General features: G+C 68.3%; 22 protein-coding genes. 15 read left to right on the forward strand and 7 right to left on the reverse strand.

The genetic code is table 11. The annotated features are described in order from the left end of the window. The first annotated feature begins 109 nt into the window (after positions 1-109). Positions 110-2,530, forward strand: coding sequence for a plasma-membrane proton-efflux P-type ATPase (locus L6444_RS05755; protein WP_236981277.1), 2,421 nt, complete (start codon positions 110-112; stop codon positions 2,528-2,530). 3 nt (positions 2,531-2,533) lie between these two features. Here L6444_RS05755 and L6444_RS05760 read toward each other — a convergent pair whose 3' ends face one another. Then, entirely contained in the window at positions 2,534-2,944 is a 411-nt protein-coding gene (locus L6444_RS05760; RefSeq protein WP_236981278.1) for a TIGR03667 family PPOX class F420-dependent oxidoreductase, read from the reverse strand. Positions 2,945-2,968: 24 nt separating this feature from the next. Here L6444_RS05760 and L6444_RS05765 point away from each other — a divergent pair, with 24 nt between their 5' ends. Then, the gene (locus L6444_RS05765; protein WP_236981279.1) at positions 2,969-3,613 is read left to right on the forward strand and encodes a nitroreductase family protein; all 645 of its coding nucleotides are present in this window, start codon (positions 2,969-2,971) and stop codon (positions 3,611-3,613) included. A gap of 13 nt (positions 3,614-3,626) precedes the next feature. Here the strand turns inward: L6444_RS05765 and L6444_RS05770 are convergent, their stop codons facing one another. Next, positions 3,627-4,091 (reverse strand): tRNA (cytidine(34)-2'-O)-methyltransferase, encoded by a 465-nt coding sequence (locus L6444_RS05770; RefSeq protein ID WP_236981280.1) that lies wholly within the window; start codon positions 4,089-4,091, stop codon positions 3,627-3,629. 105 nt (positions 4,092-4,196) lie between these two features. Between L6444_RS05770 and L6444_RS05775 the strand changes: the two genes are divergently transcribed. The 7 genes from L6444_RS05775 (at position 4,197) to L6444_RS05805 (ending at position 11,375) form a co-directional block, all read left to right on the forward strand. After that, complete coding sequence (locus L6444_RS05775) at positions 4,197-4,577, forward strand: hypothetical protein (RefSeq protein ID WP_236981281.1); 381 nt, start codon at positions 4,197-4,199, stop codon at positions 4,575-4,577. Positions 4,578-4,686: 109 nt separating this feature from the next. Beyond that, positions 4,687-6,459 carry an alpha/beta hydrolase domain-containing protein gene (locus L6444_RS05780; RefSeq protein ID WP_236981282.1) on the forward strand — a complete coding sequence of 591 codons (1,773 nt, stop codon included), beginning with the start codon at positions 4,687-4,689 and terminating at the stop codon, positions 6,457-6,459. Between the two features lie 308 nt (positions 6,460-6,767). Next, positions 6,768-9,467 (forward strand): sensor histidine kinase, encoded by a 2,700-nt coding sequence (locus L6444_RS05785; protein ID WP_370653087.1) that lies wholly within the window; start codon positions 6,768-6,770, stop codon positions 9,465-9,467. Beyond that, on the forward strand, positions 9,464-9,895 hold the full coding sequence (locus L6444_RS05790; protein WP_236981284.1) for a roadblock/LC7 domain-containing protein: 432 nt from the start codon (positions 9,464-9,466) through the stop codon (positions 9,893-9,895). Before L6444_RS05785 ends, L6444_RS05790 begins: the two co-directional genes overlap by 4 nt. Then, positions 9,871-10,230 (forward strand): DUF742 domain-containing protein, encoded by a 360-nt coding sequence (locus L6444_RS05795; RefSeq protein ID WP_236981285.1) that lies wholly within the window; start codon positions 9,871-9,873, stop codon positions 10,228-10,230. The genes L6444_RS05790 and L6444_RS05795 overlap by 25 nt, the downstream gene beginning before the upstream one ends. 1 nt (position 10,231) lies before the next feature. Next, on the forward strand, positions 10,232-10,795 hold the full coding sequence (locus tag L6444_RS05800) for a GTP-binding protein (RefSeq protein ID WP_370653148.1): 564 nt from the start codon (positions 10,232-10,234) through the stop codon (positions 10,793-10,795). Position 10,796: 1 nt separating this feature from the next. Further along, positions 10,797-11,375 carry a pentapeptide repeat-containing protein gene (locus L6444_RS05805; protein WP_236981287.1) on the forward strand — a complete coding sequence of 193 codons (579 nt, stop codon included), beginning with the start codon at positions 10,797-10,799 and terminating at the stop codon, positions 11,373-11,375. A 688-nt stretch (positions 11,376-12,063) separates the two neighbouring features. Here L6444_RS05805 and L6444_RS05810 read toward each other — a convergent pair. Both L6444_RS05810 and L6444_RS05815 read right to left on the reverse strand, forming a co-directional pair. Next, entirely contained in the window at positions 12,064-14,733 is a 2,670-nt protein-coding gene (locus L6444_RS05810; protein WP_236981288.1) for an FHA domain-containing protein, read from the reverse strand. Between the two features lie 30 nt (positions 14,734-14,763). Beyond that, positions 14,764-15,972, reverse strand: a complete 1,209-nt coding sequence (locus L6444_RS05815; protein ID WP_236981289.1) for an NADH:flavin oxidoreductase — start codon at positions 15,970-15,972, stop codon at positions 14,764-14,766. 39 nt (positions 15,973-16,011) lie between these two features. On the opposite strand from L6444_RS05815, the gene L6444_RS05820 reads away from it, so the two are divergent. Continuing rightward, a complete protein-coding gene (locus L6444_RS05820; protein WP_236981290.1) occupies positions 16,012-16,857 on the forward strand; it encodes a bifunctional methylenetetrahydrofolate dehydrogenase/methenyltetrahydrofolate cyclohydrolase in 846 nt (281 codons plus the stop codon). After that, complete coding sequence (locus L6444_RS05825; RefSeq protein ID WP_236981291.1) at positions 16,854-17,147, forward strand: DUF3017 domain-containing protein; 294 nt, start codon at positions 16,854-16,856, stop codon at positions 17,145-17,147. Before L6444_RS05820 ends, L6444_RS05825 begins: the two co-directional genes overlap by 4 nt. A 7-nt stretch (positions 17,148-17,154) precedes the next feature. On the opposite strand, the gene L6444_RS05830 is transcribed toward L6444_RS05825, so the two are convergent. Then, positions 17,155-17,583 carry a DUF732 domain-containing protein gene (locus L6444_RS05830; RefSeq protein ID WP_236981292.1) on the reverse strand — a complete coding sequence of 143 codons (429 nt, stop codon included), beginning with the start codon at positions 17,581-17,583 and terminating at the stop codon, positions 17,155-17,157. Positions 17,584-17,830: 247 nt separating this feature from the next. Between L6444_RS05830 and L6444_RS05835 the strand changes: the two genes are divergently transcribed. The 3 genes from L6444_RS05835 to L6444_RS05845 are packed head-to-tail and all read left to right on the forward strand — an operon-like array spanning position 17,831 to position 20,205. Continuing rightward, the gene (locus L6444_RS05835; RefSeq protein ID WP_236981293.1) at positions 17,831-19,267 is read left to right on the forward strand and encodes an FAD-binding oxidoreductase; all 1,437 of its coding nucleotides are present in this window, start codon (positions 17,831-17,833) and stop codon (positions 19,265-19,267) included. A gap of 60 nt (positions 19,268-19,327) precedes the next feature. Further along, positions 19,328-19,633, forward strand: a complete 306-nt coding sequence (locus L6444_RS05840; protein WP_236981294.1) for a hypothetical protein — start codon at positions 19,328-19,330, stop codon at positions 19,631-19,633. Continuing rightward, positions 19,630-20,205, forward strand: coding sequence for a carboxymuconolactone decarboxylase family protein (locus L6444_RS05845; protein WP_236981295.1), 576 nt, complete (start codon positions 19,630-19,632; stop codon positions 20,203-20,205). The genes L6444_RS05840 and L6444_RS05845 overlap by 4 nt, the downstream gene beginning before the upstream one ends. 87 nt (positions 20,206-20,292) lie before the next feature. Here the strand turns inward: L6444_RS05845 and L6444_RS05850 are convergent, their stop codons facing one another. Then, the gene (locus L6444_RS05850) at positions 20,293-20,670 is read right to left on the reverse strand and encodes a DUF4267 domain-containing protein (protein ID WP_236981296.1); all 378 of its coding nucleotides are present in this window, start codon (positions 20,668-20,670) and stop codon (positions 20,293-20,295) included. Continuing rightward, entirely contained in the window at positions 20,667-21,140 is a 474-nt protein-coding gene (locus tag L6444_RS05855; protein ID WP_236981298.1) for a DUF1772 domain-containing protein, read from the reverse strand. The genes L6444_RS05850 and L6444_RS05855 overlap by 4 nt, the downstream gene beginning before the upstream one ends. 98 nt (positions 21,141-21,238) lie before the next feature. On the opposite strand from L6444_RS05855, the gene L6444_RS05860 reads away from it, so the two are divergent. Then, positions 21,239-21,814: a TetR/AcrR family transcriptional regulator gene (locus L6444_RS05860; RefSeq protein ID WP_236983849.1), complete on the forward strand. Its 576-nt coding sequence runs from the start codon at positions 21,239-21,241 to the stop codon at positions 21,812-21,814. The last annotated feature ends 2 nt before the right edge of the window (positions 21,815-21,816 follow it).

A 21,816-nucleotide genomic window follows, 5' to 3' on the forward strand; every position in this document is an offset into this window, starting at 1 on the left:
TCGGCCCTACCCGGCATTCGGTGACGGTGCGAACGTGTAGTCAACGAGTTCCGCTCAAGCGTCAGCGTCGCCGGACGGGCGGTCAGGATTTGCCCAGGTAGGAGTCGCGGTGCCGGAACCCCCCGACAGATTCATCGACCTGCCGCTGGCGCAGGCGCTGGCCGAACTGAACAGCTCCCCATCAGGTCTGACAACCGCCGAAGCGCAGCAACGGCTGCAGCGGTTCGGTCCCAACGAGATCGCCGAGCGCCATCGCAACAAGGTGCTGGAGTTTCTCGGATATTTCTGGGCGCCGATCCCGTGGATGATCGAGGTGGCGTTGGTGTTGTCGCTGGCCGCCCAGCACTGGGTCGACGCGGCGATCATCGGCGTGTTGCTGGCGATGAACGGGCTGGTGGCCTACTTCGAGGAACACCAGGCGGCCAATGCCATCGCGGCGCTCAAGCAGCGGCTGGCTTCCTCGGCGCGGGTGTTGCGTGATGGTGCTTGGGTGACGGTGGCGGTACGCGAGTTGGTGCCCGGTGACGTGGTGCGGGTGCGGCTCGGTGACGTGGTGCCTGCCGACCTGCGAGTGCTCGACGACGTCAGGCTCGAGGTGGACCAGTCCGCGCTCACCGGCGAGTCACTGGCCGTGAGCCGCGGACAGGGCGACAGCCTGTATTCCGGATCGGTGCTGGCACGCGGCGAAGCCGACGCGCTGGTGTGTACCACGGGTGCCTCGTCGTTCATGGGCAAGACCACCGCGCTGGTGCAGAGCGCGGGGACCGTCAGCCACTTCCAGCGCGCGGTGTTGCGAATCGCCAACTATCTGATCGCGATCGCGGTGGTGTTGGTGACGCTGGTGGTGGTGGTCTCGCTGATTCGCGGGAACCCGGTGCTGGAGACCCTCGAGTTCGCGCTGGTGGTCACGATCGCTTCCATTCCGGTAGCGCTACCCGCGGTGTTGTCGGTGACGATGGCCATCGGCGCTCGGCAGCTGGCACGGCAGCAGGCCGTGGTGAGCCATCTGCCCGCAGTCGAGGAACTCGGCGGCATCGACATCCTGTGTTCGGACAAAACCGGCACGCTGACCCAGAACCGGTTGGCCGTCGCCGCCAGCTGGACCGCCCATGGTGTATCCGAGGTCGAGCTGCTCGAGGGCGCCGCACTGGCCTCGCGCGCCGAAGACAATGACCTGATCGACCTGGCCGTGATCGCGGCGGCGGGCCGGCGACGGCCGGTAACGGTGGATCAGTTCATTCCATTCGACCCGGTCAGCAAGCGGACCGAGGCGTCGGTGCAGCAGGACGGCGGTCCGGCATTTCGCGTCAGCAAGGGCGCACCGCAAGTCATCACAGCGCTGTGCGACGGCGATGGCGCCACCGACCGCGTCGGTGAAGTGGTCGAAGGCTTCGCGCGCCACGGGCACCGCTCCCTGGCCGTGGCGAAAACCGGCGAAGACGGTTCCTGGCGGCTGCTGGGGGTGCTGGCGCTGGCCGACCCGCCCCGCACGGACTCCGCGGACACCATCGCCGCTGCCAGAGAACTCGGCATCGACGTCAAGATGGTCACCGGCGACCAGGTCGCCATCGGACGCGAGATCGCCCGCCAGGTCGGTCTCGGCGACCAGATCATGGATGCCGAGGCCTTCGACACGACCGCCGACGACGAATTGGGCGCCCGAATGGAAGCGACCGACGGGTTCGCGCAGGTTTTCCCGGAGCACAAGTACCGCATCGTGAAGCTGCTGCAGTCTCGTGGGCACATCGTCGGGATGACCGGCGACGGGGTGAACGACGCGCCCGCGCTCAAGCAGGCCGACGCCGGTATCGCGGTGGACGGGGCCACCGACGCCGCCCGCGCGGCCGCCGACGTGGTCCTGCTGGCACCCGGGCTGTCGGTGATCGTGTCGGCGGTCGGGCTGGCCCGCGAGATCTTCGCGCGGCTGACCAGCTACGCCACCTACCGCATCACCGAGACCATCCGGGTGCTGCTGCTGATCACCCTGGCGGTGGTGTTGATGAATTTCTTCCCGGTCACCGCGGCAATGATCGTATTTCTGGCGGTGCTCAACGACGGTGCGATCCTGTCCATCGCCTACGACAACGTGCGCGGCTCATCCACGCCGGTCAAGTGGGACATGCGCGTGGTGCTGACCATCGCGACGGTGCTGGGCGCGATAGGCGTGGTGGCGACATTCGTGCTTTTCTTCCTGGCCACCACGGTCTTCGGGTGCAGCCACGACCTGATCCGGACCATGATCTATCTCAAGTTGTCGGTGGCCGGCCAACTCACCATCTTCCTCACCCGCACCCGCGGTCCGTTCTGGTCCCGACCCGCACCCTCGCGGTTGTTGCTGGGCGCCGTCGTCGCAGCGCAAACCATCGCCACCTTGATCGCCGTGTACGGGGTCGCGATGACTCCACTCGGGTGGCGCTGGGCCGGACTCGTGTGGGCCTATGCGGTGTCGTGGTTCTTCGTCAACGACCGGATCAAGCTCGCCGCCTACAGGTGGCTGGACCACCATCCCCGCCGCGCACAAGTGCGTTAGCGGTCAGGTCGTGGGGGTGGTCCAGAACTTGGTCGGGGTGATGCGCAGCCGGGTGCTGAAGTTGCCCATCATGTCGGTCAGGCCTTCGGCGTCGGAGTCCTCGCGGTACTTCGCCCAGTAGGGTCCGTCGTCACGGCAGTCGACGCCCTCGGCGTCGATGGCTGCCGTGCCGCCGATGACGACGACTCCGCCGCCGTTGCCGTCGGAGTCCAGGTTCAGGCTGACGTGCGGGCGCGCCTTGATGTGAGCCACCTTGGCGGCGCTGGGCATGCTGTACACGGTCAGGTCGGTGCCGTCGAAGTAGAACCAGACCAGTCGCGGCACCGGCTGACCGGATTTGGCGACGGTGGTCAGCCAGCCGCAGTGGTCGGAGCTGAGTCTGCTGGAAATCTCTTCGGGGAGTTCGACGCTCATGACCGCAACGGTAGCCTCCACAGCATGACTCTGAACCTGACCGTCGACGAAGTTCTCAGCACCACCCGCTCGGTGCGCAAGCGCTTGGATTTCGACAAGCCGGTGCCGCGCGAGGTGTTGATGGAATGTCTCGAACTTGCCCTGCAGGCGCCGACCGGATCCAATTCGCAAGGCTGGCAATGGGTTTTCGTCGAGGACGGGGAGAAGAAGAAAGCCATCGGCGACGTCTACCTGGCCAATGCGCGCGCCTATCTCAGCTCACCCGCGGCTAATTACCCCGAAGGTGACACCCGGGGTGAGCGAATGGGCAAGGTCCGCGACTCGGCCACCTACCTCGCCGAGCACATGCACGAGGCGCCGGTGCTGCTGATCCCGTGCATCGAAGGCCGGGAGGACAGGTCGCCGCTGGGCGGTGTCTCGTTCTGGGCGTCGCTGTTCCCGGCGGTGTGGAGCTTCTGTCTGGCGCTGCGCTCGCGGGGGCTGGGCTCGTGCTGGACGACGCTGCACCTGCTCGACGACGGCGAGCGCAAGGTGGCCGACATCGTGGGCATCCCCTACGACCAGTACAGCCAGGGCGGGCTGTTCCCGATCGCCTACACCAAAGGCACCGACTTCCGGCCGGCCAAGCGGTTACCGGCGGAGAGTCTGACGCATTGGAACAGTTGGTAACCGGACGCCGGTTTCAGAGCGCCCCCGAGTAGCCCTGTTGCCGCCAGGCTTCATACACGGCGACGGCCGCGGCGTTGGAGAGATTCAGGGAACGTCGCCCGGCCAGCATCGGGATCCGCACCTGTTGGGTGATGTGTGGGTCGGCCAGGGTCTGCGCATCCAGCCCGGTGGGCTCGGGCCCGAACATCAACACGTCGCCGGGCCGGTAGTCGACATCGGCGAAGGCTGATGTGGCCTGGGCGGTGAAGGCGAACACCCGCGCCGGCGACAGCGCCGCCCAGGCGCGCTCGAGCGACGCGTGCACCGTCACCGAAGCCAGGTCGTGGTAGTCCAGCCCGGCCCGGCGCAGTTTCGGCTCGGCGAGATCGAAGCCGAGTGGTTCGACGAGGTGCAGTTCGCAGCCGGTGGCGGCCGCAGTCCGGATGGCGTTGCCGGTGTTCGGCGCGATCCGGGGGGAGAAGAACAGCAGCCGGAACATCCGTCGATCATGGCAAAGTTCGGCGGCGCCGGTGGCACAGAAGTGGGTACACAACGCGATAGCTGGGCGTCAGGAACCAGGTTTCTAGTCGAAAGGCGGCATGGCATGGCTCCGCACGAAGGTGGCCGGTGGGACGTCGGAACCAAGGACGACGAGGTTTACCTCGGGCGTGTCTCGGAGGACGACGAGAAGTTGTTCGAGGATTTGCTGTCACCTGATGCGGCCCGTGATCTGGCCGGGTTGCTGACGAAGTACGCAGACAAGGCCGACGAGTACGAGCTGTCCGAGGCCGATCACGACGAAGAAGGCAAAGACGAAGACAAGAAAGACAAGAAAGACAAGAGCGAGAAGAAGGACAAGCACGACAAGCACGACAAGCACGACAAGCACGACAAGCACGACAAGAAAAACAAGAAGCACAAGAAAGACGACCAGGACGACGACGAGGACGACGAGGAAGACAAGGACGACGACAAGTCCGATTAGTCGACGGTGCCGGGCGACGGTAGCGCCGCCCGTCGCCTTTTAGAACTCTCCAAGGGCGTTGCCGGAATCTCTGTTCCAAGCAAGTGCGAATGCGAACAGGGGAGCAGAGATGAGCGTCGAGTCAGTCCAGGTGACCAACACCTACCCGCACGCCGACAGCCGCTACGAGAACGTCGAGGCCACCGTCCGCTTCGCCGTCGACCCCGAGTACCTGGCCAACGAATCCATCGCCGACCTGAAGCTCGCGCCGCGCGACGCCGACGGGCTGGTCCGCTTCGACGCCGACCTGCGCCTGACCCGCCCGGTCGGCGGCGGCAACGGCAAGCTGCTGTTCGTGGTGCCCAACCGCGGCGTTCCCACCAACGCCCCCTGGCTCAAAGGCGGCTTCCTGCTCGACCGCGGCTGGACAATCGCCTCGTGCGGCTGGCAGTGGGACGTGCAGCGCGGGCCGGCGATCCTGGGACTCACCGCCCCCCGAGCTGACGTCGAGCCCGGCTTCCTGCGCTTGGAGTGGCGGTCGGACGCCGCCCACGCCGAGCACCGGCTCAGCTTCTCCGCCCCCGAGATCGAGTCCATCCCCGGCGCCGACGTGCTGTTCAACTTCACCGACTACCCGACCGTCGACGTCGACGACCCGCAGGCAGTGCTGACCGTGCGCACCGCACCCGACGCCGAGCCCACCACCATCCCCCGCGACACCTGGCGCTTCACCGACCAGACCCACGTCGCCCTGGACGGTGGATTCCAGCCGTTCCACTGGTACGAGCTGGTCTACCGCACCGCCCTGGCACCGGTCGCCGGCTGCGGCCTGCTGGCTGTCCGCGACATTGTCAGCCACCTGCGGGCCGGGGGCATCGAGCACACCTTCGCCTACGGCGTCTCGCAGGCCGGCCGGTTGCTGCGCCAGTTCCTTTCCGACGGCCTCAATGTCGACGAGGCCGGGATGCAGGTTTTCGACGGCGTGTTCAGCGACTTCGCCGGCGCCGCCCGCGGCGAGTTCAACCACCGCTACGCGCAGCCGTCGGTCGCCGGCGTCAACGGCTTCGCGACCCGCGGCAAGTACGGCAACGCCGACCTGCTGGCCCGGCAGCGCGAGCTCGGCGGCGTGCCCAAGACGATCTTCACCAACAGCTCCACCGAGTACTGGCAGGGTGACGGCGCGCTGGTGCACGTCGACCCGCACACCGGCCAGGACCTGCCCGAGGACCCCGACGTGCGCACCTATCTGCTGGCCGGCACCGACCACTTCGGCAGCAGCAAGATCAAGGACGCGCTGCCCGCCGCCAACCCGGTGCACCACCTGGACGTCACCCCGGTCACCCGCGCCCTGCTGATCGCCCTGGAGAACTGGGTCGTCGACGGCGTCGAGCCCCCCGCCAGCCGGGTGCCGCGGACCGCCGACGGCACCGCCATCGCCCGCAAGGACGTGCTGTCCACCTTCGCCTACGCGAACACGCCGTCTCCCGCCTGGCTTCCGGTGTCGCGCCGGGTCGACCTCGGCCCCGAGGCGGACCGCGGCATCGGCACCTGGCCCGCCAAGCTGGGGGAGTCGCACGTCGACCTGGTCTCGGCGGTCGACGCGGACGGCAACGAGGTGGCGGGGATCCGCCTGCCTGCTGTCGCCGCACCGCTGGCCGCCTACACCGGCTGGAACGCCCGCCGCTACGTAGCCGAGTTGCCCGACGTGATGTACGAGCGCATCGGCAGCAAGCTGGACTTCGCGCCGGGCCGGCCCTCGGTCGCCGAGCGATACGCGACCCGTGAGCACTACACCGCCGCGGTCCGCGCCGCCGCCGAAGGGCTGGTCGCCGAGCGGTTCCTGCTGGCCGGTGAGGTCGAGTCGGTGGTCAAGAAGGCCGTCGCCGACTATCCGGCCGCCTAGACCCTGCGGCCATCGCACCGGGCCCGCAATTCCGGGCCCGGAAACCGCCGTGGATTCAGTTTCAGGGCCGGGGCACAAGCCCGCGCTGCGGGCGTGCCAGGCCCAGGTAAGGCCCAGGTACCGGCGACTTTATCTACTGCGTAACAATTGAGGAGAGCTCGGCTTTTCCCGCGAGGGGGCTGGCATACTCGTCGGATTGCCAGGCATTACGTTCGCGGCTATCTGCCGGCGAATAGAGCAGCAGGAAGTTCCATGAGCCTCTCGTTCCATGCGACGCCACCGGAAGAAGCGGCCCCGGCCGCGACGCCGTGACCATGTTCGCCCGCCCGGCCAACCCGGCCGCGGCGGTTCCGCCCGAGTTTGCACCCTCGCCCACTGCCGCCCCCGCGAAGGCGAAACGGCCGCCGTCCTGGTCGCTGGGCAACTGGCCGGTCCGATGGAAAGTCTTCGCCATCGCACTGGTTCCGCTGGTGTTGGCGACGGTGTTCGGGGCGCTTCGGATTCACGCAGAGCTGGCCAATTCCAGCGCGCTGCGCCTGGCCGCCGCGCGGGCCGGCGTGATCCCCGCGATCACCAAATACATGTCGGCACTGGATGTGGCGTTGCTGGCCAGCTCCACCGGCCACGACGTGGAGGGCGCGAAAGCGAACTTCGGCGCCCGTAAGTACGAGCTGCAGGCCCGGCTGGCGGACACCGACGTGATCGCCGACGTCCGGTCGGGGGGTAACACGCTGCTCAACGGCGGGCAGGCGCTGCTGGACAAGGCCCTGGACAACAGGCTCGGCTTGCGCGACCGGATCACCAGCTACGCCCCCCTGCTGCTGACCGCCGAAGACGCGATCGACGCCTCGGTGCGGGTGGACAGCGAACAGATCCGCTCCCAGGTGCAGGGCCTGAGCCGGGCCGTCGGCGCCCGCGGCCAGATGACGCTGCAGCAGATCCTGGTGAGCCGCGGCGCTGAGCTGCCCGAGCCGCAACTTCGCACGTCGATGATCACGCTGGCCGGCACCGAACCGTCGACGTTGTTCGGCATGAGCGAGGTGCTCGGGGTCGGCTCCCCCGACGCCAAGAACCTGCAGCAGCAGATGGTCACCCGGATGGCGATCATGTCCGATCCCGACAGTGTGCTCGTCGATAACGCCGACCTGCTGCGTTCCATCCGGACCACCAAGGACATCGCCGAGCAGATCATCGACAACACCACAACCCAGGTGACCAAGGCGGTGCAGGCCCAGGCCGACGACCGCCGTTCGGCCGCCGTCCGCGACACCGTGCTGGTGCTGGCGGCGATCGCGGTCGCGCTGCTGATCGTGTTGCTGATGGCGCGCGCGCTGGTCAAGCCGCTGCGGATGCTGCGCGACGGCGCGCTGAAAGTGGCCCACACCGACCTGGAAGGGGAGATCGACCGGGTGCGCGCCGGGGCCGAGCCGGTCCCCGAGCCGTTGGCCGTCTACACCACCGAGGAGATCGGGCAGGTCGCCCACGCCGTCGACGAACTGCACACGCAGGCGTTGCTGCTGGCCGGTGACGAAGCAAGGCTGCGCCTGCTGGTCAACGACATGTTCGAGACCATGTCGCGGCGCAGCCGTTCCCTGGTCGACCAGCAACTGGCCCTCATCGACCGGCTGGAACGCGACGAAGAGGACCCCGAGCGGCTGGACAACCTGTTCCGGCTCGACCACCTGGCCGCGCGGCTGCGCCGCACCAGCGCCAACCTGCTGGTGCTCGCCGACGCGCAGATCGGTCGCGACCAGCGCGATCCGGTGCCGCTGGCCACGGTGATCAACGCCGCGGTCTCCGAGGTCGAGGACTACCGCCGGGTGGAAACCGGTGCGATACCCGACTGCACGGTGCTCGGCAGCGCCGCCGGCGGCGTCATCCACCTGCTCGCCGAACTGATCGACAACGCGCTGCGCTACTCGCCGCCGAACACCAAGGTCAAGGTGTCGGCCGTGCGGGGCAGCGAGGGCGGAGTGCTGTTGCGCATCGCCGACTCGGGCCTGGGCATGACCGACTCCGACCGGCGGATGGCCAACATGCGGTTGCAGCCCGGCGGCACCCCCGACCCGACACCGGAGAATGCGCGGCACATGGGCCTGTTCGTGGTGGGCCGGCTGGCGTCCAGGTACGGCCTGCGGGTGGGGCTGCGCGGGCCGTCGACCGGCGAATCGGGCACCGGCACCACCGCCGAGGTGTACCTGCCGCTGGCGACCCTGGTCGAAGGGCAGCAGCAGCGCGCACCGGCACCGCCTCCGCAGCGGCAGTTCTTCAAGGTCACTCCGCCCGCCGCCCCGGAGGGCTCCGCCGGACTGGCGGCCGCGCCAGGACAGACCGGCGGGCTGTCCGTCACGTCGCTGCCGCGCCGCAGTCCCGGTTCCAGCGGCATCACCGCCGAGCCGGGCGGGCCTGCCCCGGCCGCGCAGCAGCGGGAGCCGGAGCAGTCCAAGCAGAAGCGCCCGCTACCGACACCGTGGTGGGAGAAGGGATCCCAGTCGCAGCCGCCGCCGGCGCCGCCGCAGCAGCCGGCCAAGACCGCGTCGGACACGTCGGCCTTCTTCGCGCGGCGCCCGTCACCGAAGGCACCCAAGCCGGCCGCGAAGCCGGTGCCGGCCGCCAAGCCCGCCGAACCGCCGGACCTCAAGCCGTCGGGTCCCGACGACGACGACGTCATCTACCAGCGGATGCTGTCGGAAATCATGGGCGACCCGCACGACTTGGTGCAAAGCCCGGACCTGGACTGGAAAACGGTGTGGGACCGCGGCTGGACGGCCGCCGCCGAAGCCGAGGAACGGCCCGTCGAGGCACACACCGAACACGGCCTGCCGATGCGCACCCCCGGAGCGCGGCTGGTGCCGGGCGCGGCGGAGGCAGCCGAGAAACCGGCCAACGGCGGATTCCATCCCGATCCCGACGCCGTCCGTGCCTCCATCGGGAGCCATTTCAGCGGTGTGCGCTCCGGGCGGTCGCAGGCCCGGCACAGCAGCGAGCAGGGGGCCGAGCAGCAGTGACCGTCCAATCCTCCTACAGCCCGCTGGACTGGCTGGTGTCGAAATTCGTGCGCGAGGTCCCCGGTGTGGCGCACGCGCTGCTGGTGTCGGTCGACGGGTTGCCGGTCGCGGCCAGCGAGCACCTGCCGCGCGAGCGGGCCGACCAGCTGGCCGCGGTGGCCTCCGGGCTGGCCAGCCTGGCCACCGGCGCCGCGCAACTGTTCGAGGGCGGGCAGGTGCTGCAGTCGGTGGTCGAGATGCAGAACGGCTTCCTGCTGCTGATGCGCGTGGGTGACGGCTCGCACCTGGCCACGCTGGCGATGCCGTCGTGCGACATCGGCCAGATCGGCTACGAGATGGCCATCCTGGTAGAACAGGTGGGCAATGTGGTGCAGTCGTCCCGCCGCGCCGAACCCGAGCCGCGATGGACCGACGCGACGCACCGCTGACGCCGCCGAACCTGGTGCGCCCGTACACTTTGACGGCCGGGCGCACCGGCACCGACGTCGACCTGCCGTTGGAGGCGCCGGTGCAGGCGCTGCGGGCCGGGCCGTGGCCGGCCAGCGACATGCGGGGCAGGATCACCGAGCTGTGTACGAGCAGCCCGTCGGTTGCCGAGATTGCGGCCCGGCTGGATTTACCGGTCGGTGTTGCGCGCGTCCTGATCGGTGATCTGGTCACGGCCGGTTACCTTCGGGTGCACAGGACCTTGACCGACCGTTCGACCCGCGACGAGCGGTACGAACTCATAGGAAGGACCCTGCGTGGTCTCAGGGCACTCTGAGGTGCGCCCCGACGGGCACGACACCGCGTCGACGAAAATCGTCATCGCGGGCGGCTTCGGTGCGGGCAAGACGACCTTTGTGGGTGCGGTGTCGGAGATCATGCCGCTGCGCACCGAGGCGATGGTCACCGACGCCTCGGCCGGTCTCGACATGATCGAGGCGACCCCCGACAAGCGGACCACCACCGTCGCGATGGATTTCGGCCGCCTCACCCTGGCCGACGACCTGGTGCTCTACCTGTTCGGCACGCCGGGCCAGCGCCGGTTCTGGTTCATGTGGGACGACCTGGTGCGCGGCGCGATCGGGGCGATCGTGCTGGTCGATCTGCGGCGCCTGCAGGACAGCTTCGCCGCCGTGGACTTCTTCGAACACCGCCGGTTGCCGTTCCTGGTTGCCGTGAACCAATTCGACGGCGCGCCAAGGTATCCGGTCGAAGAGGTGCGCAAGGCGCTGACCCTGCCCGACTACATTCCGGTGATCAGCGTCGATGCCCGCGACCGGCGCTCGGCCACCGACGCGCTGATCGCGGTGAGCGAGTACGCGCTGGCCAGCCTGAGCAACTGAGTTGCCGGAATGGACTGACCGGGAATTCACCGGCGAGGATTTCCGCGACTGCGATCTGAATCGGCTGCAGACCGAACGCGTGGTGTTCACCGAGTGCGATTTCAGCGGCGTCGACCTGGCCGAATCGCAACACCGCGGGTCGGCCTTCCGCAACTGCACTTTCACCCGAACCACGTTGTGGCACAGCACATTTGCCGGTTGCAGCATGTTGGGCTCGGTGTTCTCGCAGTGCCGGCTGCGGCCCGTGACGTTCGACGAGGTCGATTTCACGCTGGCCGTGCTCGGCGGCAACGACCTGCGCGGGGTGGATCTGAGCGGGTGCCGGTTGCGCGAGACCAGCCTGGTGCAGACCGACCTGCGCAAGGCCGTGCTGCGGGGCGCGGATCTGCGCGGCGCGCGGACGATCGGCACCCGGCTGGACGAGGCCGACCTGCGCGGCGCTGCCGTCGACCCGTCGCTGTGGACGACGGCGTCGCTGACCGGCGCGCGCGTGGACGTGCCGCAGGCGATGGCATTCGCGCTGGCCCACGGGTTGCGATTGGACGGGAGTTCAGACGAGGTCCGCCCTGGATCGCGGTAGGGGCCGCGCGAGTGACATTCGCGGTTCGATTGGGTACGTGATTGAGTAATCACCGTCACGCGGCAGATCGCGACTACACAGGAATGTTGGCCGCACAACAATTCAAGGCTAGCGCAGGTAATTCATCGGGGAGCAATAAATGAGTTCGGTCCGAATACTACTGGTAATCAGCATAACCGCATTAATCACATCACTTATTCTGGGGTTCTCGTCAATTTCGCTCGCGCCGTCGAGGGGGGTTAGTTGCGGGTCCGCATTCGGCGGGGGCACTGGCACGCTGAACACTGATGTGGAGGTGAGTTGTGCTCCAATTCTGGCCGAGCGGGACAGTTGGGCTACCACCCTGTTTTTTCTCGGTATCGGAATGGCGATTAGTGCTGTTCTCGTTGCCGCGGGCCCCCGACTGATGGCAATCCGCACGCCATCCCTACCGGCGCCTAAGCCGACTCAACCGCCCGGCTATCCGCAAGCCTGGCCGCCCGGACCGCCGACATCGCAGCCGCCACCTTTTCCTCCCGGCGGCGGATATCGCACCTCCTAGGTAAATCACATCTAATTACATCGCTTTTATCGCGAATTCGCTTTGGGCCAGCGCGTGCCATGTATGAACGCCCATTATTGGTGTGCATATCACCGCTTCAGCCCGATCCGCCACCCACGAGTCCCCGGAATAGACCGGCACTCCGAACTAGCGCCGTTTGAGCCGGATCCTCCACCACACGATGAAGCTGTAGATGATGCACAGCACTGCCAGCATGCCCATGTCGAACAGCCACGCGCTCGCGGTGTGGTTCCAGTGCTGATCCTTGGGATCGGTCGGCCCCGGCGTGAGCCGGTGCGTGTCGATCGTCGACGACGCCGCCGCGTAACCCCACCGCGCCGGGGTGGCCCAGGACAACTGGTCCAGGCCGGTGCGGTTGGTCACCCAGATCATGCCGCCGGAGAACACCAGCTGCGACATGATCGCGGTCACCAGCAGGGGCATGATCTGATCCTGCGACTTGGCGATCGCCGAGAGCGCCATGCCGAGAATCGCCGAGGTCACACAGGTCGCCGCGACCGTGACGAACAGCTCGAAGCGCACGTCGCCCAGCAGCACAGCATCCGAGAGCGGCTTGCCCCAGCCGACCACCGCGATGGTGGTGGCGATGGCGGCCTGCATGGTCGCGAACGCGCAGAACACCACGATCTTGGCGGCCAGATACGCCCCGGTGGACAGGCCGACGGCCTGCTCGCGTTTGAAGATGGGACGCTCGCCGACCAAGTCGCGGATGGTCAGCGCGGTCCCCATGAACACCGCGCCGACGTTGAGCATCACCAAAATCTGTCCGGGCTGGTTCGGTGCGCTGCTGAGCGGATCGGCCATCCCGAACCCGGTCTTGCCGCGCACCGTCAGGGTCAGCACACCGATGAGGAAGGGCAACAGCGCCAGGAACACCGTGTAGCCGCGGTCGGAGATGACCAGCCGGACCTGGCGCCTGGCGATGGTGGAGAACTGTCGGAACCCGCTGTTGTGCACCGGTTCGCCCAGGTCGGCCGCCGGACTGGCTTCCGACGGGCGTTCGGGCTGCCGGTGGCCTTCCCGGAAGCGACGGTTGGCCTCGTCGGGATCGGCGCCCACCTTGGTGAAGATGTCGGCCCAGTTGGTGGTGCCCATCGCCGCGCCGATCTGGTCGGGCGGCCCCAGGAACGCGGTCTTGCCGCCGGGGGCGAGCAGCAGGATCTGGTCACAGACGTCGAGGTAGGACACCGAGTGGGTGACCACCAGCACCACGCGGCCGGCGTCGGCGAGCTGGCGCAGCATCATCATCACCTGCCGGTCCAGGGCCGGGTCCAGACCGGAGGTCGGCTCGTCGAGGATCAGCAGCGACGGGCCGGTGAGCAGCTCCAGGGCCACCGACGCACGCTTGCGCTGACCGCCGGAGAGCTTGTCCACCCGGGTGTCGGCGTGCTTGGTCAGCTCGAGTTCCTCGAGGACTTGGGCCACCACCTGCGCGCGGTCCGCCTTGCTGGTGTCGGGCGGCAGCCGCAGTTCGGCGGCGTAGCCCAGCGCCTGGTTCACGGTCAGCTGGCGGTGCACGACGTCGTCCTGGGGCACCATGCCGACCCGGCTGCGCAACGAGGCGTACTCGGCGTGGATGTCGTGGCCCTCGAAGGTCACGTTGCCGGTGCTGGGGCTGGTGTATCCGGCGATCAGCCGCGACAGCGTGGACTTGCCGGCACCGGATCCGCCGATGATCGCGGTCAGGGTGCCCGGGCGCGCGGTCAGCGAGATGTGGTCGAGCAGCTGCTTTCCACCCTCGACGGTGAACGTGACCGAGTTGACCTCCAGCCCGCCGGTGCGGGTGGCCGCCGCGGTGCGCCGCACCAGCGTGCCGCCGGTGAACACCAGGTCGACGTTGCCGATGGTGACCAGGTCACCTTCGGAAAGGATCGCCGAGCCCACCCGGACACCGTTGACGAAGGTGCCGTTGACGCTGTTGTTGTCGCGGATCTCCGCACCCAGCGGCGTCAGCTGCAGCGAGGCGTGGTGTCGCGAGGCCAGCACGTCCTGGATGACGATGTCGTTGTCGGTGGACCGCCCGAGCGTGACCGAGCCGACCGGGATCTCCTGCGACCCGGTCCGGGTCAGCAGCGCCTGGAACATCTTGGTGGCGATGTTGCCGCCTTCGGGTGGCTTGGCGCCGACCGGCGGCCCGGGCCGCGGCGGTGCCGGCCGCGCGGGCGGGGGTGGCGGCTGCGGATAGTTCGGCGGCGGCGGTCCACTCACCGGGTAGCCGGGTGGCGCCCAGCCCGGCGTGGCGCTGCTCGGGTACATGGGTTGCCCCGGTGGCGCGGCAGGTGGGCCGGAAATCGGTCGAGACGGGGGTGGGCCGGCGTAGTTGGCCTGCCGCCCGCTCGGCGGTGGTCCCTGCGGTCCGGACGGTCCCAGCGGTCCGGACGGGCCGGGCGGTCCGGGGGGTGCCGGCGCCGGCCAAGCGCCCGACGGCCCCGCCCCGACCGACAGCCGCATCGCCTCGGTCTGCGGCGGGCGCCCCGCTCTGCCCTGATGGCGGCCCACCTCGAAGGTCAGTAGCGGCCCGTCGGGATTGCCGATGTTGACGCTCTGGCCGTCGCGGATGTCGACGACCGGCACCCGGCGACCGTTGGCGTAGGTGCCGTTGAGGGAATTGTTGTCGATGGCCAGCCAGCGGCCCTGCTCGAAGCGCAGCAGTAGATGAGCGCGCGAAATCAGCGGATGAGTGATGCGCATGTCGGCGCGCAGGTCGCGCCCCACCACCACATCATGGCCCGGAGCGAACGTGCGCTCCGACCCGTCGTAGCGAACGGTCAGCGCAGGCGGCGCGGGCGGAGACATCGCAGACAACTGTAGCCGTTGGCCCTGGGTTCACCGCTTGTCAGGCGCGCCGGTCACCACGCAGTGCGTGCGACTGTAAATGGTGGGCATGCACTGGTTACAGTGCGTGCACGCCGACCGCACCTGCGCACCGTCGGCTTTGATCCGGTTGATCAGGTCCGGCTCGGCCAGCAGCGCGCGGGCCATCGCGACGAACTCGAATCCCTCGGCCATCGCCAGATCCATCGTCTCGCGATTGGTGATGCCGCCCAGCAGGATCAGCGGCAGCTTGAGTTCGGCGCGGAACAGCTTGGCTTCGCGCAGCAGATAGGCCTCGCGATAAGGGTATTCGCGCAGGAACTTCTTGCCGGTCATGCGCATGCCCCAGCGCAGCGGCGGCTTAAAGGCGCCGGCGAACTGCTTGATCGGCGCGTCGCCGCGGAACAGGTACATCGGATTGACCAGCGAGCTGCCGGCGGTGAGTTCGATGGCGTCCAGGCCGCCGTCCTCCTCCAGCCATTTGGCGGTGATCAGCGATTCCTCGGTGGTGATGCCGGCGCGCACCCCGTCGGCCATGTTCAGCTTGGCCGTGACCGCGATCTGGCGCGGGCCCTGGTCGACGGCGCGGCGCACCGCCATCACCAGCCCGCGGGCCACCTTGGCCCGGTTGGCCAGCGACCCGCCGAACTCGTCGTCGCGCCGGTTGATCAGCGGCGAGAGGAACGAACTGGCCAGATAGTTGTGGCCCAGGTGGATCTCGACCGCGTCGAAGCCGGCCTCCACCGCGAATCGGGCGGCCTGCGCATGGTCGGCCAGCACGTCGTCGATGTCGTCGCGGTCGGCCTTGCGGGCGAACCGCATGCCGATCGGGTTGAACAACCGCACCGGTGCCAGCGCGGTGGCTTTGTTGGAGCGGGCGTCGGCCACCGGTCCCGCGTGACCGATCTGGGCGCTCACCGCCACGCCCTCGGCGTGGATGGCGTCGGTGAGCCGGCGCAGTCCGGGCACCGCCTCCGGGCGCATCCACAACCCGTCGCCGCCGGTGCGGCCGCCGGGGGAGACCGCGCAGTAGGCGACGGTGGTCATGCCGACTCCGCCGGCCGCCGGCTGGCGGTGGTACTCGATCAGGTCGTCGGACACCAGTGCGTTGGGCGTGCGGTGCTCGAATGTCGCGGCCTTGATGACGCGGTTGCGCAGGGTCAGCGGGCCGAGTTTGGCCGGGCTGAAAACATCTGGCGGGCCTGGGCTGAGACTTGCCATATCGGGAGCCTACTTCGCCGTCATGCCAGACTGTCTGGCGTGGGAGCAATCACGCTGGACGGCAAGGCCACCCGGGACGAGATCTTCGTCGACCTGACCAAACGTGTGGCGGCGCTGACCGAATCGGGCCGTACCCCCGGGTTGGGCACCATCCTGGTCGGCGACGACCCCGGCTCGCAGGCGTACGTCCGCGGCAAGCACGCCGACTGCGCCAAGGTGGGCATCACTTCGATCCGCCGCGACCTGCCCGCCGACATCGACACCGCCACCCTCAACGCCGCCATCGACGAGCTCAACGCCAACCCCGAGTGCACCGGCTACATCGTGCAGTTGCCGCTGCCCAAGCAGCTCGACGAGAACGCGGCGCTGCAGCGCGTCGACCCGGACAAGGACGCCGACGGGCTGCACCCCACCAACCTGGGCCGGCTGGTGCTCAACGATCCGGCTCCGCTGCCGTGCACGCCGCGCGGCATCGTGCACCTGCTGCGCCGCTACGACGTGCCGATCGCCGGCGCGCACGTGGTGGTCATCGGCCGCGGCGTCACCGTAGGCCGGCCGCTGGGTCTGCTGCTCACCCGGCGCTCGGAGAATGCCACAGTTACGTTGTGCCACACCGGGACTCGTGATCTGCCCGCGCTGACCAGACAGGCCGACATCATCGTGGCCGCGGTTGGGGTGCCGCACCTGCTGACCGCGGACATGGTGCGCCCCGGCGCGGCCGTCGTCGACGTCGGCGTCAGCCGGGTGGACGGCAAGCTCACCGGCGACGTGCACCCCGACGTCTGGCAGGTCGCCGGTCACGTGTCACCCAACCCCGGCGGCGTGGGTCCGCTGACCCGCGCCTTCCTGCTCACCAACGTCGTCGAGCGAGCCGAGCAGCGATGACCACCGGGGCCATCCTGGGGCGCGCGGTCCGTGCCCAATGGCCGATCCTGCTCGTCGGGCTGATCTTCCTGGTGGCGTTCGTGCTGGCCGGGGCCAACTTCTGGCGTCGCGGCGCGCTGCTGATCGGCATCGGGGTAGGGGTAGCCGCGGTGCTGCGGCTCGCCCTGCCCGACGAGCGGGCCGGTCTGTTGGTGGTGCGCAGCCGGGGAACCGACTTTTTGACCACGTTGTCGGTCGGGGCGGCGATGGTCTACGTCGCGTGGACCATCGACCCCCTCGGCACCGGGTAACTCGGCGCTAGTGCGGAAGTCCCGGGATGGACTGCATACCCGGGATGGACTGCATTCCCGGGATCTGTTGCAGGGCCCCCGGCATCTGGCCGCTGGCGACGTCGGCCATCACCGACGGGCAGTACATCTGGATCGCGATGGTGGCGAACATACTGGCCATCTGCGGCGACATGCCGTTGCTGCCGCGAATCTGCGAAGCGGCGGCGGCGAGGTTGCCGCCCGGCTTGGCGAGCATGGGGCACACCGACTGGCCCAGTGCCACCGCGCTGCCCGGGTCGCCGTAATTGATGCCGGCGTTGGACAGCGCACTGGTGAACGCGTCGTCGATCGGGCTCGCCTCGGCGGGGGCACTGGTGAAAGCCGCAACCGCCGCGAGCACCCCCGCGCCTCCCGCGAGCAGCCGGATGGTCAACGGTTGATGGCGCCATCGGTTCATGTGAGCTCCCTCTTCAGGTTTTTGGAGAGCACCAAGGTCCGGTGGCACTCAAACGACGCTACGAACCTTTCTCCGCCGCGGTCTCATTCAGGACACGATGGCGTAAAGGTTTGGCCCGCCTTGCGTTTTGTCGGGTGTCGGTCGTGCCGCCATCGAGTACCGGGGTCGCGGCCCAACGACACGATCGCATCACGCTGCCTGGCGACACGTTGCACGACAACTTGTTTGGCGGCCGGGGCGGTTAACAATGCGACCCATGATCTCTCGTCAGGCCTTCCTGCGCGGTGCCGCCGGAGCGCTGGCCACCTCGGCGCTGTTCGGGACGACGAAGGTACGGGCTGAGCCGGCCGGCGGCTGGAGCACGCTGGCGTCCTCGATCAGCGGCAAGGTGCTGCTGCCGTCCGACGCGAACTTCGCCACCGGTAAGCAGGTGTTCAACTCGCTGTATAACGGGTCCAGTCCGGCCGCGGTGGTAGTGGTGACCTCGCCGGCAGACGTCCAGAAGGCGGTCGCGTTCGCCGTGGCCAACAAGCTCAAGATCGCGCCGCGCGGCGGCGGGCATTCCTACGTCGGCGCGTCGAGCGCCAACGGCACCCTGGTGCTCGATCTGCGCGGCCTGACCGGTGGGGTGAACGTCGATCCCGTCGCGGGCACCGTCACGGTTCCGGCCGGCACGAATCTGTATGCGGTACAACAGGCTTTGGCCGGCGCGGGCCGCGCCATCCCCACCGGCAGTTGCCCGACGGTGGGCGCGGTCGGGCTGACGCTGGGCGGCGGGATGGGGGCCGACTCCCGCCACGCCGGTCTGGCTTGTGACGCGCTGCGGTCGGCGACGGTGGTGCTGCCCAGCGGAGAACTCGTCACCGCTTCCGAACAGGACCATCCCGATCTGTTCTGGGCGTTGCGCGGCGGCGGGGGCGGCAACTTCGGGGTCACGACGTCGTTGACGTTCAACACCTTTCCCACCGCCGACTCCGACGTGGTGCGCGTCGATTTCGCACCCACGGCAGGCGCGCAGGTGCTCACCGGTTGGCAGTCCTGGCTCGCCGGAGCCGACCGCAACACTTGGGGCCTGGTCGACCTGTCCGTCAACGGATCCCAGGGCGCCTGCCATGTGCTGGCCACCTGCCCGGCCGGCTCTGGCGCCGCGGTGGCCGACGCGATCAAGTCCGCGGTCGGTGTGGCGCCGACGGCGACCGAGCACAAGACCCTGAGCCGCATGGAGCTGGTGACCTATCTGGCGGGCGGCAGCTCCACGAGTTCCCCGCGCGCGTTCGTAGCCGGGTCCGATGTCATCGGCACCATGAATTCGGCTGCGGCACAAGCGATTGTCGGGGCCATCGGCAAGTGGCCGCCGGAGGGCGGGCGCGCCTCGGTGATCGTCGACACGCTCAGCGGCGCGGTCGGTGACGTCGATTCGGCCGGCACTGCGTTCCCGTGGCGCCAGTCCGCGGCCGTCGCGCAGTGGTACGTGGAGACCGGCAGCGGGTCCACCTCCACGGCGAGCACCTGGGTGGCCACCGCGCATCAAACGGTCAAGCAGTACTCGGTGGGCGGCTACGTCAACTACCTGGAGGCCAACACTTCGGCGTCGCGGTACTTCGGGTCGAACCTGGCGCGGCTGACCTCGGTGCGCCAGCAGTTGGACCCTGGTCGGGTGATGTTCTCCGGGCTCGATTTCTGAATTTCCGCGCAGAATGCACTGTCGACACGGTTGGGCGCCAACGAGAGGGAACCCGTGACGATGACCGACATCAGCCCATTGCACCGCGCGCTTGTCGCCCGAATCCGGGACAACGATGCGACGGCGCCGCGCCGTCTGCGCCGCGCCGCATTCGACAACGCGGACCTCGACGAACCCGTGCGCACCCTGGTCGAGAAGGTGGCGCTCCGCTCCCACCAGGTGACCGACGAGGACGTCGCGGCGGTGCGCGCCAGCGGACTAACTGAGGACCAGATTTTCGAGATCGTGGTCTGCGCCGCCGTCGGGCAGGCAAGCCGCCAGTACGACAACGCGCTCGCCGCCCTTGCCGAGGCGGCGGGGCTATGAGGCTCGGGATCCTGGACCGCGGCCACCGGTTGCCGACGAAGGCGCTGTTCACCGTGATCGGGCTGGTCTCCGGTCACCCGGTGGTCGACGCGGTCAAGTTGGCCTTCTACCGCCGCGAGTTCTTCGGGGCCGGAGCGCTGACCCACGAGGCTATGCGCGGCCCTTCGGAGTGGTCGGTCGGTGAGCGCGAACTGATGGCGGCCTACGTCTCCCAGGTCAACACGTGCCCGTTCTGCGTCGCCGCGCACTCGGCCACCTCGGGCCAGTGGTATGCCGACCCGGCGAAGGTTGCCGCAACCCTTACCGATGTGGCGGCCGCGCCCATCGGGGAACAGCTGCGAGCGACGCTGCTGCTGCTCGGCAAACTCGCCGGCGAGCATCGTATCGACCCTGACGATATCCGGGCCGTACTGGCCAAAGGTGTTTCCGCGCAACAGATCCGCGATGCCCTGGCGGTCGCGTTGGCCTTCGACATCACCAACCGGCTGGCCAACGCGTTCGACTTCGCCGTCGCCGGTTCCGACGCGATGAGTGCCGGCGCAAAGCACCTGCTGAAACGCGGCTATCGGTGACGCTCAGGCCGGCGGACGGGAAGAGGCTGCGGAGTTGAGATCCGATAGCGGTGCACGTCGGTCCGGCACGGACAGATGCTGAGCTCCTCAGGTCATAAGCAGCAGGGCAGAAGTCAGCAGCATGACGGCGGCGGTGAGGCCGTGGATTCCCAGTGCGATCGACTTACGGCCACCGTTGCCTAGCACAATGATCGCGTCGGCGATCGGAATGATCGTGGCGGCCAGCACTACGCAGCCGAGCAGTTGGGTTGCGCCGGCGGCCATCAGGATCAATACGACTACCCCGGATGCGATGTCGCGGACACCCTTGACGCTCAGGTAGGCCCTGGCCGATCGCCGGCCGAGATCTGGTTGCACACCGTAGCCGGCGGCGGCGGCCCCCGGCGCGACGATGAATCGTGCACCGATGAAGATGATGCCGCCGGCAATCAGTCCGGCGAGGGCATAGGCCACGGTAACGGTCATGTGCTCAGCACCACGCACAGTGCAGCGACGGCCAGACCCTGCAGCACTGCGCGGGCGCCGATGATTCGATCCCACTTCGCTTGCAACACACGCCCGTTCGGCAGTGCTTGCCCGGCGTCGGCCGCCTCGGTCAATTGACGGTTGATGGGTGCGCTCACCCGGGCGTAGAGCAGGAGCCAGATCGACAGTATGAGCACGGCGGCGCCCGCCGCGATCGCCTGCGTCCAATGTCTGGTTGCCGCCGCCAGCGCCGCACTCGCCATGGCGGCGACAAAGCCCAGCACCCCGGGCACCGGCATGCGCCGGTCGCCGTAACGGTGCACGCTTCCCATCACCGCGACCAAGGCTTTGTCGTCGACCGAGGACAAAGCCGGTCGCATCACGACCGCACAGAAGACGTCGGTGCCGTAGACCACCGCAGTGCCCAGTAGCGCGACCAGCGCGGCGATTCGGCCGAGTTCGATGGCCATCCGTGACTCCTTTCGGTCCCTTTCGCTAGCAACGCTAACCCTGGCGGTGGATTGACGCAATAGCGGCGCTAGTAATGCTAGCGATGCTAAAGTCAACTATGGTCAATTCAGATCGGCGCGAACGCGAGCGGGCCGCCCGCCGACAGCTGATCATCGGCACCGCCCGCAAGTTGGCCGAAACCGAGGGCTGGGATGCCGTCACCACACGGCGGTTGTCCACCGAGATCGAGTACAGCCAACCCGTGCTGTACAAGCACTTTGCCGGCATGGAGCGAATCGCTGAGGCGGTTGCGCTCGACGGCTTCGCCGAACTCGCCGCGGTGTGTGCCGCCGCAGGCTCAGGCGGTGGTAGCGGCAGCGAAGCTTTGACGCGAATTGCCCGCGCCTATCTGGATTTCGCCCGCGACAACCCGGCCGTGTACGACGCCATGTTCACCCGCGCCACCACTCTGCGTTTCGCCGCGGACGACACGCCACCTCAGCTGGAGGCGGCTTTCGCCGGGCTCCGTCAAGCGGTGAGCGCGGCGGCCAACCATAGCGACGCCGACACTGCGGCCGAAGTATTCTGGGCGGCGCTGCACGGACTCGTCACCCTCAACCGGACCGGACGGCTACGCGCGGGATTCGACTCGGAACGTCTTGCACTGCTCGTCGAACAGTTCACCGGTGGCTGACG

Origin of the sequence: Mycobacterium kiyosense, assembly GCA_021654635.1 — a bacterium.
GTDB lineage: Bacteria > Actinomycetota > Actinomycetes > Mycobacteriales > Mycobacteriaceae > Mycobacterium > Mycobacterium kiyosense.

Bases quoted from the DNA above. Each gene is read 5' to 3' on its own strand.
- L6444_RS05825 (WP_236981291.1), top strand. From the start codon at position 16,854: ATGACCACCGGGGCCATCCTGGGGCGCGCGGTCCGTGCCCAATGGCCG.
- L6444_RS05835 (WP_236981293.1), top strand. From the start codon at position 17,831: ATGCGACCCATGATCTCTCGTCAGGCCTTCCTGCGCGGTGCCGCCGGA.
- L6444_RS05770 (WP_236981280.1), bottom strand. From the start codon at position 4,091: ATGTTCCGGCTGCTGTTCTTCTCCCCCCGGATCGCGCCGAACACCGGC.
- L6444_RS05760 (WP_236981278.1), bottom strand. From the start codon at position 2,944: ATGAGCGTCGAACTCCCCGAAGAGATTTCCAGCAGACTCAGCTCCGAC.
- L6444_RS05810 (WP_236981288.1), bottom strand. From the start codon at position 14,733: ATGTCTCCGCCCGCGCCGCCTGCGCTGACCGTTCGCTACGACGGGTCG.
- L6444_RS05780 (WP_236981282.1), top strand. From the start codon at position 4,687: ATGAGCGTCGAGTCAGTCCAGGTGACCAACACCTACCCGCACGCCGAC.
- L6444_RS05775 (WP_236981281.1), top strand. From the start codon at position 4,197: ATGGCTCCGCACGAAGGTGGCCGGTGGGACGTCGGAACCAAGGACGAC.
- L6444_RS05765 (WP_236981279.1), top strand. From the start codon at position 2,969: ATGACTCTGAACCTGACCGTCGACGAAGTTCTCAGCACCACCCGCTCG.
- L6444_RS05845 (WP_236981295.1), top strand. From the start codon at position 19,630: ATGAGGCTCGGGATCCTGGACCGCGGCCACCGGTTGCCGACGAAGGCG.
- L6444_RS05840 (WP_236981294.1), top strand. From the start codon at position 19,328: ATGACCGACATCAGCCCATTGCACCGCGCGCTTGTCGCCCGAATCCGG.
- L6444_RS05815 (WP_236981289.1), bottom strand. From the start codon at position 15,972: ATGGCAAGTCTCAGCCCAGGCCCGCCAGATGTTTTCAGCCCGGCCAAA.
- L6444_RS05850 (WP_236981296.1), bottom strand. From the start codon at position 20,670: ATGACCGTTACCGTGGCCTATGCCCTCGCCGGACTGATTGCCGGCGGC.
- L6444_RS05855 (WP_236981298.1), bottom strand. From the start codon at position 21,140: ATGGCCATCGAACTCGGCCGAATCGCCGCGCTGGTCGCGCTACTGGGC.
- L6444_RS05860 (WP_236983849.1), top strand. From the start codon at position 21,239: ATGGTCAATTCAGATCGGCGCGAACGCGAGCGGGCCGCCCGCCGACAG.
- L6444_RS05830 (WP_236981292.1), bottom strand. From the start codon at position 17,583: ATGAACCGATGGCGCCATCAACCGTTGACCATCCGGCTGCTCGCGGGA.
- L6444_RS05795 (WP_236981285.1), top strand. From the start codon at position 9,871: ATGGACCGACGCGACGCACCGCTGACGCCGCCGAACCTGGTGCGCCCG.